Source organism: Cellulomonas sp. URHD0024 (assembly GCF_000426185.1).
Lineage (GTDB): Bacteria > Actinomycetota > Actinomycetes > Actinomycetales > Cellulomonadaceae > Cellulomonas.
On the sequence record NZ_AUEW01000017.1, the window covers coordinates 25610 to 34266 of the forward strand.

General features: G+C 71.8%; 6 protein-coding genes. 3 read left to right on the forward strand and 3 right to left on the reverse strand.

Features of this window, described 5'->3' with window-relative positions; translation table 11 throughout:
- Positions 1 to 13: 13 nt before the first annotated feature.
- Together I847_RS0116000 and I847_RS24210 are read left to right on the forward strand one after the other, a co-directional pair.
- Complete coding sequence (locus tag I847_RS0116000) at positions 14 to 1207, forward strand: FAD-dependent oxidoreductase (protein WP_081681042.1); 1194 nt, start codon at positions 14 to 16, stop codon at positions 1205 to 1207.
- A gap of 69 nt (positions 1208 to 1276) precedes the next feature.
- On the forward strand, positions 1277 to 2152 hold the full coding sequence (locus I847_RS24210) for a hypothetical protein (RefSeq protein ID WP_051274981.1): 876 nt from the start codon (positions 1277 to 1279) through the stop codon (positions 2150 to 2152).
- Here the strand turns inward: I847_RS24210 and acs are convergent.
- From acs to I847_RS0116020, 3 genes are all read right to left on the reverse strand, one after another.
- The gene (acs, locus tag I847_RS0116010) at positions 2106 to 4118 is read right to left on the reverse strand and encodes an acetate--CoA ligase (RefSeq protein ID WP_051274985.1); all 2013 of its coding nucleotides are present in this window, start codon (positions 4116 to 4118) and stop codon (positions 2106 to 2108) included. The two genes, I847_RS24210 and acs, sit on opposite strands and share 47 nt — an antisense overlap.
- Positions 4119 to 4203: 85 nt before the next feature.
- Positions 4204 to 5292, reverse strand: coding sequence for a hypothetical protein (locus I847_RS25845; protein WP_051274982.1), 1089 nt, complete (start codon positions 5290 to 5292; stop codon positions 4204 to 4206).
- Positions 5293 to 5498: 206 nt separating this feature from the next.
- Positions 5499 to 6062: a hypothetical protein gene (locus tag I847_RS0116020; RefSeq protein WP_028050498.1), complete on the reverse strand. Its 564-nt coding sequence runs from the start codon at positions 6060 to 6062 to the stop codon at positions 5499 to 5501.
- A gap of 477 nt (positions 6063 to 6539) precedes the next feature.
- On the opposite strand from I847_RS0116020, the gene I847_RS24220 reads away from it, so the two are divergent.
- On the forward strand, positions 6540 to 8615 hold the full coding sequence (locus tag I847_RS24220; protein WP_155856185.1) for an RICIN domain-containing protein: 2076 nt from the start codon (positions 6540 to 6542) through the stop codon (positions 8613 to 8615).
- Positions 8616 to 8657: the final 42 nt, after the last annotated feature.

Below are 8657 nucleotides of genomic sequence, written 5' to 3' on the forward strand. Positions count from 1 at the left end.
GGTTGGGCGGGCCATGGACCCGTCCCAGAGCCGCCCGGAGACTCGCCGGTCCCGGCGCGCCCGGACGCCGTCGGGACCCGTGGACGTGACGGTCGTGGTGATCGGCGCGGGTCAGGCCGGCCTCGCGGCGGCGTACCACCTGCGCAAGAACGGCCTGGTGGCCGTCGGGGAAGCGGGCTGGGCGACCGCCGACGAGACGTTCGTGGTCCTCGACGACGCGTCGCAGGCCGGCGGAGCCTGGCAGCACCGGTGGCCCGGGCTGACGATGGCGGACGCGCACGGTGTGCACGACCTTCCGGGGATGCCGCTCGTCGCCCCCGACCCCGGTGAGCCGGCCGCGCTCGCCGTGCCGTACTACTTCGCCCAGTACGAAGAGGCCTTCGACCTGCGGGTGCAGCGACCCGTGCGCGTGTCGTCGGTCTCCGACGTCGACGGCCGCCTGCTCGTGCGCAGCCACAGCGTCGTGCGCCCGGACGAGGTCGTCGAGTGGCGCACCAGGGGCCTGATCAACGCGTCCGGGACCTGGAGCAAGCCGTTCTGGCCCACCTACCCGGGGCGGACGTCGTTCACCGGTCGCCAGCTGCACGCCCACGACTTCCGGCTCCCCGAGGACCTCGCCGACGGGCACGTCGTCGTCGTCGGTGGCGGGACCTCGGCGGTGCAGCTGACGCTCGCTCTCTCGCGCGTCACGACGACCACCTGGGTCACCCGCCGACCGCCCGCGTGGCGCGACGTCGAGTTCACCCCCGAGCTCGGGCGTGACGCCGTCGCGGCGGTGGACGCCCGCACCCGCGCCGGCCTGCCGCCGTCGAGCATCGTCTCCGTCACCGGCCTGCCGCTGACCCCCGCCTACCGCCTCGGCATCACCGCCGGGATCCTCGCGGCGCGGCCCATGTTCTCGCTGATCGTGCCCTCCGGTGTCGCGTGGTCCTCGAGCAGCACCCCGGCCGCCGACGGGTGGGTGGACGGGCCGGCGTTCGTGGAGGCGCGGACACTGCTGTGGTGCACCGGCTTCCGCGCGTCGCTCGACCATCTGGCGCAGCTGCGCCTGCGCGCGCCCGGGGGCGGGATCGTCATGGACGGGACGCAGGTCGTCGCCGACCCGCGGATCCAGCTCGTCGGGTACGGGCCGAGCGCCTCGACCGTCGGCGCCAACCGAGCCGGCCGCGAGGCGGTCCACAACCTGCGCACCCTCTGGTCCCGCTGACGGCCGCCGTGCCGCGGCACACTGCAGACATGGGGTGGGGAGAGAAGTGAACGATCGCGCGGCGCCGTCGTGATCTGGGCGGTGCTCGCCGCCGTCGTGTCGTCGATCGCGTACGGCGTCGCCACGATCATGCAGGCCGTGGCCACGCGCCGGGCCTCGGGGCTCGCGGTGGTCATGCAGCCGCTCGTGATCGCGGCATTCGCCGTCGACGGCCTCGCCTGGGTGCTGTCCTTGGTCGCCCTGAACGTGCTGCCGCTGTTCGTCGTCCAGGCGATCATCGCGTCGTCGCTCGTCGTGGTCGTCGTCCTCGCGCGGTTCGTGCTCGGGACGCGCATGCGCCCGATCGACCGCATCGCCGTCGTCACCGTCGTCGCCGCCCTGGTGCTCGTCTCGCTCTCGGGCGGCGAGCAGCCGACCGTGCCGCCACCGGACGGGTTCGTCGCCGTCATGATCGCAGCGGCGGCCGTCCTCGCTGCGTTGACGGCGGTGTCCTACAGGAACGCGCCGCCGATCGTCCTCGCGGTGATCGGCGGTCTGGGCTACTCGGGCGCCGCGATCGCGGCCCGTGCGGCGACCGAGTCCGAGGGCCTGTGGGCGACGCTCGCCCAGCCGCTCTCGATCGCGATCGCCCTCTACGCGCTCGCGGGCGTCCTCGCCTACCTGCGGGCGCTCGAACGCGGGTCGGTCGGCACCGCAGCCGCCGTCGTGTCCGTGCTCGAGGTCGTGGTGCCGGGGATCGTCGGCATCTGGGTGCTCGGCGACCGGGTTCGCGAGCACTGGGAGGTCGCGGCCGCCGTCGGGACCCTGCTCGCCCTCGCCGGCTGCGTCGCCCTGGCGCTGAGCCCGGCGAACGCCGCGGCCGAGGCATCGGCCGAGGCCTCAGCCGCGGGCAGGGTGGTCAGTCCTCCTGCTTCGCCCCCGGTGCCGCCAACCCCTGGGCGATGAGGTCCATCACGGAGGAGTCGGCCAGCGTCGTGGCGTCGCCGACCTGACGGTGCTCCGCGACGTCGCGCAGCAGACGACGCATGATCTTGCCCGACCTGGTCTTGGGCAGCTCGGCGACCACGAGGATCTGGCGCGGCTTGGCGATCGGGCCGATGGCCTTGGCCACGTGGTTGCGCAGCTCGGTCTGGACCGCGTCGGCGTCCTGGTCCAACCCGCCGGCGTCGCCGCGCAGGATCACGAACGCGACGACCGCCTGGCCCGTGGTCTCGTCGTTGGCGCCGACGACGGCCGCCTCCGCGACCCACGGGTGGCTCACGAGCGCGGACTCGATCTCCGTGGTCGACAGCCGGTGCCCGGACACGTTCATCACGTCGTCGACGCGGCCGAGCAGCCAGATGTCGCCGTCGTCGTCCTTCTTGGCACCGTCGCCGGCGAAGTAGAGACTCTGGAACCGGGACCAGTAGGTGTCCTCGTAGCGCTGCGGATCGCCCCAGATACCGCGCAGCATCGACGGCCAGGGTTCGGTGATCACCAGGTAGCCGCCCGCGCCGTCCGGCACGGAGTGCGCCTCGTCGTCGACGACGTCCGCGGCGATGCCCGGGAGCGCGACCTGCGCCGACCCGGGCTTGGTCTCCGTCACGCCCGGCATCGGGGTGATCATGATCGCGCCGGTCTCGGTCTGCCACCACGTGTCGACGATGGGCGCCTTGTCGCCGCCGATGACGCGGCGGTACCAGATCCACGCCTCGGGATTGATCGGCTCGCCCACCGACCCCAGCACGCGCAGGCTCGACAGGTCGAACCGGCCTGGGATCTCCTCGCCCCACTTCATGCAGGTGCGGATGGCCGTCGGGGCGGTGTACAGGATGCTGACCTTGTACTTCTGGATGATCTCCCACCACCGGCCGCGGTGCGGCGTGTCGGGGGTGCCCTCGTAGATCACCTGCGTCGCGCCGTTGATCAGCGGGCCGTACACGACGTACGTGTGTCCGGTGATCCAACCGACGTCGGCCGTGCACCAGTAGACGTCCGTCTCTGGCTTCAGGTCGAACACGTTGAGATGCGTGAACGCCGCCTGCGTCAGGTACCCGCCGGTGGTGTGGAAGATGCCCTTCGGCTTCCCGGTGGTGCCCGACGTGTAGAGGATGAACAGCGGGTGCTCGGCCTCGACCGCGACGGGGGTGTGCTGGTCGCTCGCGGTGTCGACGACGTCGGACCACCAGACGTCCTTCTCCGTCCACGCGACGTCCTGGCCCGTGCGCTTCACGACGACGACGTGCTCCACCGACGGCGTGCCCTTGGCGATCGCGTCGTCCACCGCCGGCTTCAGCGCGCTGGCCGCGCCACGGCGGTAGCCCCCGTCGGCCGTGACGACCAGCTTCGCCTCGGCGTCGTTGATCCGGCTGCTGAGGGCCTCGGCCGAGAAGCCGCCGAACACGACCGAGTGCGGTGCGCCGATCCGCGCGCAGGCCAGCATCGTGATCACGGCCTCGGGGATCAGCGGCAGGTAGATCGCGACGCGGTCGCCCTGGGCGACACCCAGTGCCGTGAACGCGTTCGCCGCCTTGGAGACCTCGCGCTGCAGGTCGGCGTAGGTGATCGTGCGGGTGTCGCCGCCCTCACCCTCGAAGTGCAGTGCGACTCGGTCGCCGTTGCCCGCCTCGACGTGCCGGTCGACCGCGTTGTACGCGGCGTTCAGCGTGCCGTCGGCGAACCAGCGTGCGAAGGGCGCGTTCGACCAGTCGAGAACCTCCTCGAACGGCTTCTCCCAGCTCAGCAGCTCGCGGGACTGGTCCGCCCAGAAGCTCGGCCGGTCCGCGTTGGCCCACGCGTAGAGGTCGCGCTGGGCGTTGGCCTGCGCGGTGAACTCGGGACTCGGGGCGAAGCGTCGCTCCTCGGTGAGCAGGTTCTCGAGGCCGGGCTCGTGCGGTGTCTCCGGCACGGTCTCGTGGACGTCGTCGGTCACGTGGACCACCTCCTGTGCAGCAGCGTCGGTGCAGGTGGACCGGGGTCCGGGACGGACTCTAGCCGCACTCCGTACCGCCTGCTGGTCAGGTCGTGGAGGCCTTGTGGCGCTCGCGGAACTCGCCGAGCCGGATGCCGCGCCGGCGGGACGAGGCGATGACGAGCCCGGAGAGCAGCAGGAGGAACCCGGCCGCCAGGACCATGCCGGACGTCCCGGCGACGGTGACCTGGGTGATCGTGAGGCGCCAACCCGACGACGTCAGGAAGCTCAGCGTCTGGTCGCGCGCGATCGACGGCGCGTAGAGGTAGACGGCGCCCGCGGCGGTCAGCAGCGAGCCGCCGGCGATCGGGACGGCGGCGGTCCACAGCCCCAGCAGCAGAACGCAGCCGAGCAGCAGCAGCCCGAGCGTGACGAGCACGATGCCGAACACCGAGGTCGACGCATCCCAGCCGTCGACCTGCGCCTCGAGGATCTGCGACTCGCCGAGCAGCAGCACGCCGACCGCGAGGGGCGTCAGGATCAGCCCGACGATCACGCCGAGGATGCGCGACCCTGCCGACGGGCTGCGCGGCGCGTTCGGGTCCGGGAAGAGGCGGCCATCGACGTCGGGCTCCGGGGTGATCGCGCCGTAGGCGCCCGGTTCGGGTGCGGCCCCCCGTGCGACCGCCGCCGCTGCGGCCGCCGCAAGCGCCGGGTCGACCTCGGTGCCGGCCGGCGGCGTGGCGGCGGGCGGCGCCGCGGCTGGCTGTGTGGCGGCTGGCTGCGTGGCGGCGGGCGCGGCGACCGGCGTCGCGACCGTGGCGGCTACCGGGGTCGGGTCGTCCGGGGGGACGGGGACCGGCCGGACGATCGCGTGGCGACCGGTGTCGAGGCTGACGGGCTCGGTCGCCGCGGGCGATGCCGCCGGAGCAGCGACAGGTGCTGACGGGGCCGCGGGTGCGGACGGTGCCGAGGGACCGACCGGTGCTGCGGGTTCTGCGCCGAGCGCGGCAGCGGGGTCCGCGACGGCGGGTTCCGGGATGGGTGGTGCGGCCGGCTCGGCGACCACGGTCGGTGCCGGCTCGGCGCCGGCAGCAGCCGGGGCGGCCGTGGGCTCGGCGACGGGAGGGGCACTCTCCTCGACGGGGACAGGGGTGGTGTCGTCGGCCGGACGATCCGGGTCGGAGGTGCTCATCGGTGCTCCTCGAGTGCAGGGCGCTGGGCGCCGGGCGCAGCAGGTTCGGTGCGGCGTCGAACGACGCCGGTGTCCAGATCACCGTAAGGGGGCGACCGCTCCGACGCCGTGCGGCGCGCGGCTCAGCGTCGGCGCGGAGGTGGTGCGGTCGGCACGTCCCTTGTGAGCCTCCGCACGTCACCGGGCCTCGTTCGACCTCATGGCTCTCAGAGCAGGTCGGCGCGCTGCCGACTGCTCGCGGGATGGACGAACTCTGCGGCGGGTCTGCGTAGCCACTGGGTGACGCGCATCGTCAGAGCCATGTCCGCCATGCGCGCCGTGCGCAGGTTGGTCAGTCGGCTCGGTGTGCAGCCGATCTGCTCGGCCAGAGCCACCCAGGTGAGCCGGTGTCGCTGCCGTTCCTCGTCGAGCGCGGCATGGAGCTGGGCGAGGTCCCAACGGAGCCGGCTGCCGGGGCCCGGATCGGGGAGCCGCGTGTCCCCGACCTCCACGACCGGGCCGACGAGGAACGCCTCCGGTGCCCTTTCCAGCCAGCGCAGCAGATAGAGCGCGTACTGGCACGACGTCTCGCCGCGCGCTCCCAGCCGGGAGACCGCGCCGCCGCAGAGCGGATGATCCTCGCGTTCGAGGTTGAGCTGTGCGGACAGGTTCCACACCTCGTCGGCGAGCCCGTACCAGTGCAGGCCCTGAGTGCGGCGGGCGTCGTCGACCGCAGCGAAGAAGGCGGCGAAGTCGAACGTGGCGAGAGCCCCAGTCGTTTCGGCCACCATGCCCCCTGCGTCCGTGCGCTGTACGTCCGTGCCGTGCGCCGGCGAACCGGATGTGGTTTCTCACTCTAGGCAGCGGGGGCCAGTCGGAACACAGCTGGCTGAGCGCGCCGTACGGGTAGCCCCCTGCGAGGACTGCGGCGCGTTGCGTCGGGGTGAGGGCGCCGACGCAACGTCGCCATGAGGAGTGAGCGCAGACTGCGCGATTGGTGTGTTACATGCACCTGTTACAGGCAAGCCTTTCGGCCCACGCGTGATTTCGGCGTATTGACAGCGGTGGTGAACGTCGAGATGCTTCGTTGCGCCGGAACGTGGCAGCCATGTTACATGTGTTACATAGTGTGGCCGAACCGTCGTCCGGCGGGCCGACGCGCCGCGATCCAGTCCGGATTGCCGTGCAGGGCGGCAGCGTGACGCAACGCCGACCGGTCGCGCGACGGCACGTGCCGTCGCGCGACACCACCGTTTCAAGGAGGAAACGTGTCTCAGTCCCAGCCTCGCAAGAGGTCCACCCGCGTCGCCTGTGCGGCGGCGGCCGCAGCAGTCGCGGTCGCCGCGGTCACGGTCGCCAGCTCGGCGGCCCAGGCCGCGACCGGTCCGACCGTGTCGTCGTGGGTGACCGCAGCCGACCGCTCACAGCTGCTCAGCCCGCAGCCGTCGGTCGTCTTCAGCACCGACGGCTCCCGTCCGGGAGACGTCATCACCGTCGATCCGTCGCAGACGTTCCAGACGATGGACGGGTTCGGGGCGTCCATCACGGACTCGTCGTCCGTCCTGCTCTACAACCTCCCCGAGGCGCAGCGCGACACAGTGATGCGCTCCATCTTCAGCCCGTCCGAGGGCATCGGGATGAGCTTCCTGCGGCAGCCGATCGGCGCGTCCGACTACGTCCAGGGCCCGCACTACACGTACAACGACCTGCCTGCGGGCCAGAGCGACCTGGCCCAGACCACGTTCTCGGTCGCGCACGACGAGGCGAAGATCCTGCCGCTCGTGCGCACGGCGCTGCAGCTCAACCCGGGCCTGAAGGTCATGGCGAGCCCATGGAGCGCCCCGGCCTGGATGAAGGCGAACGGCTCCCTCATCGGTGGGCGGCTCAAGGACGACCCGGCCATCTTCCACTCGTATGCGCTCTACCTGCTCAAGTTCGTGCAGGCCTACGAGGCCAGAGGTGTGCCGATCTACGCGATCTCCATCCAGAACGAGCCGCAGAACCGGACGCCCGACAGCTACCCGGGGATGGACCTGCCCGTCGCGCACCAGGACAAGGTGATCGGCGAGCTCGGCCCGCTGCTCCGCGACGCCGGCCTGAGCCGCGTCAAGATCATCTCCTACGACCACAACTGGGCTCAGCACCCGGACGACGCGGCCGACGCAGCCGCACTCGGTGTGCCGCCGGAGCCGAACTACCCCTACGACGCGCTGCGGGCGCCCAACGCCCAGTGGATCGCGGGCACCGGCTACCACCACTACGCCGGTGAGGCCGGGGCGATGACCGCGCTGCACGACGCCTTCCCGACGAAGGACATCTGGCTCACCGAGGCGTCGGGCTGGCGCGGCATCAACGACGCGCCCGCGAAGGTCTTCTCCGACACCCTGCAGTGGCACATCAAGAACGTCCAGATCGCGTCCGTCCGCAACTGGGCGAAGGGGGTGCTCAACTGGAACCTGGCGCTCAACTCGCAGGGTGGTCCGGTCAACGGCGGGTGTGGGGTGGACCCGACGGGGGTGTGCACCGGTGTCATCACGATCGACGGCACCACGGTGACCCGCAACGCCGAGTACTACGCCATCGGGCACATGAGCAAGGCGACGCAGCAGGGCGCCGTCCGCATCGGGAGCAACAACGCCGGCGACGTGCAGGACGTCGCGTTCAAGAACCCGAACGGGACCATCACGGTCGTCGCAGCGAACACCCAGACGTCGCCGCGGACCTTCGGGATCAGCTACAGCGGCATGTTCGTCTCGGCCACCCTGCCCGCCGGCGGCGTGGGGACCTACACGTGGGCCGCAACGGGGTCGACGCCGACGCCGACCTCGACGCCGAAGCCGACGGTCACGCCGACGACGACCCCGACGCCGACGCCCACCACGACGACTCCGCCGGCCGCGGGGTCCTGCACGGTGGTCTCCGGTTCGACGTACCGGATCACTTCGGCGTCGAGCGGCAAGGCGCTGGACGTGCGGGACAACTCGACGGCCAACGGTGCCGCGATCCAGCAGTGGACCTACGGCGGTGGCAGCAACCAGAAGTGGGTGGTGACGGCCACCTCCGGCGGCTACTACAAGGTCGTGTCCACGCTCAGCGGCAAGGCGTTGGACGTGGCGGGGGTCTCGACCGCCAACGGTGCCGGCGTCCAGCAATGGGACTACTCCGGTGGCGGCAACCAGCAGTGGCGCCTGAACGCGGTCGCCGGTGGGTGCACCCTGACGGCCAAGCACTCGGGCAAGGCCCTGGACGTGCGGGACAACTCCACCGCCGACGGTGCCGGGATCCAGCAGTGGGACCTGTCCGGTGGCGCCAACCAGCGGTGGACCCTCACCGCGGTGAGCTGACCGCCTGACCCGGTGGGCAGGGACGACCACACGGCCGCCCCT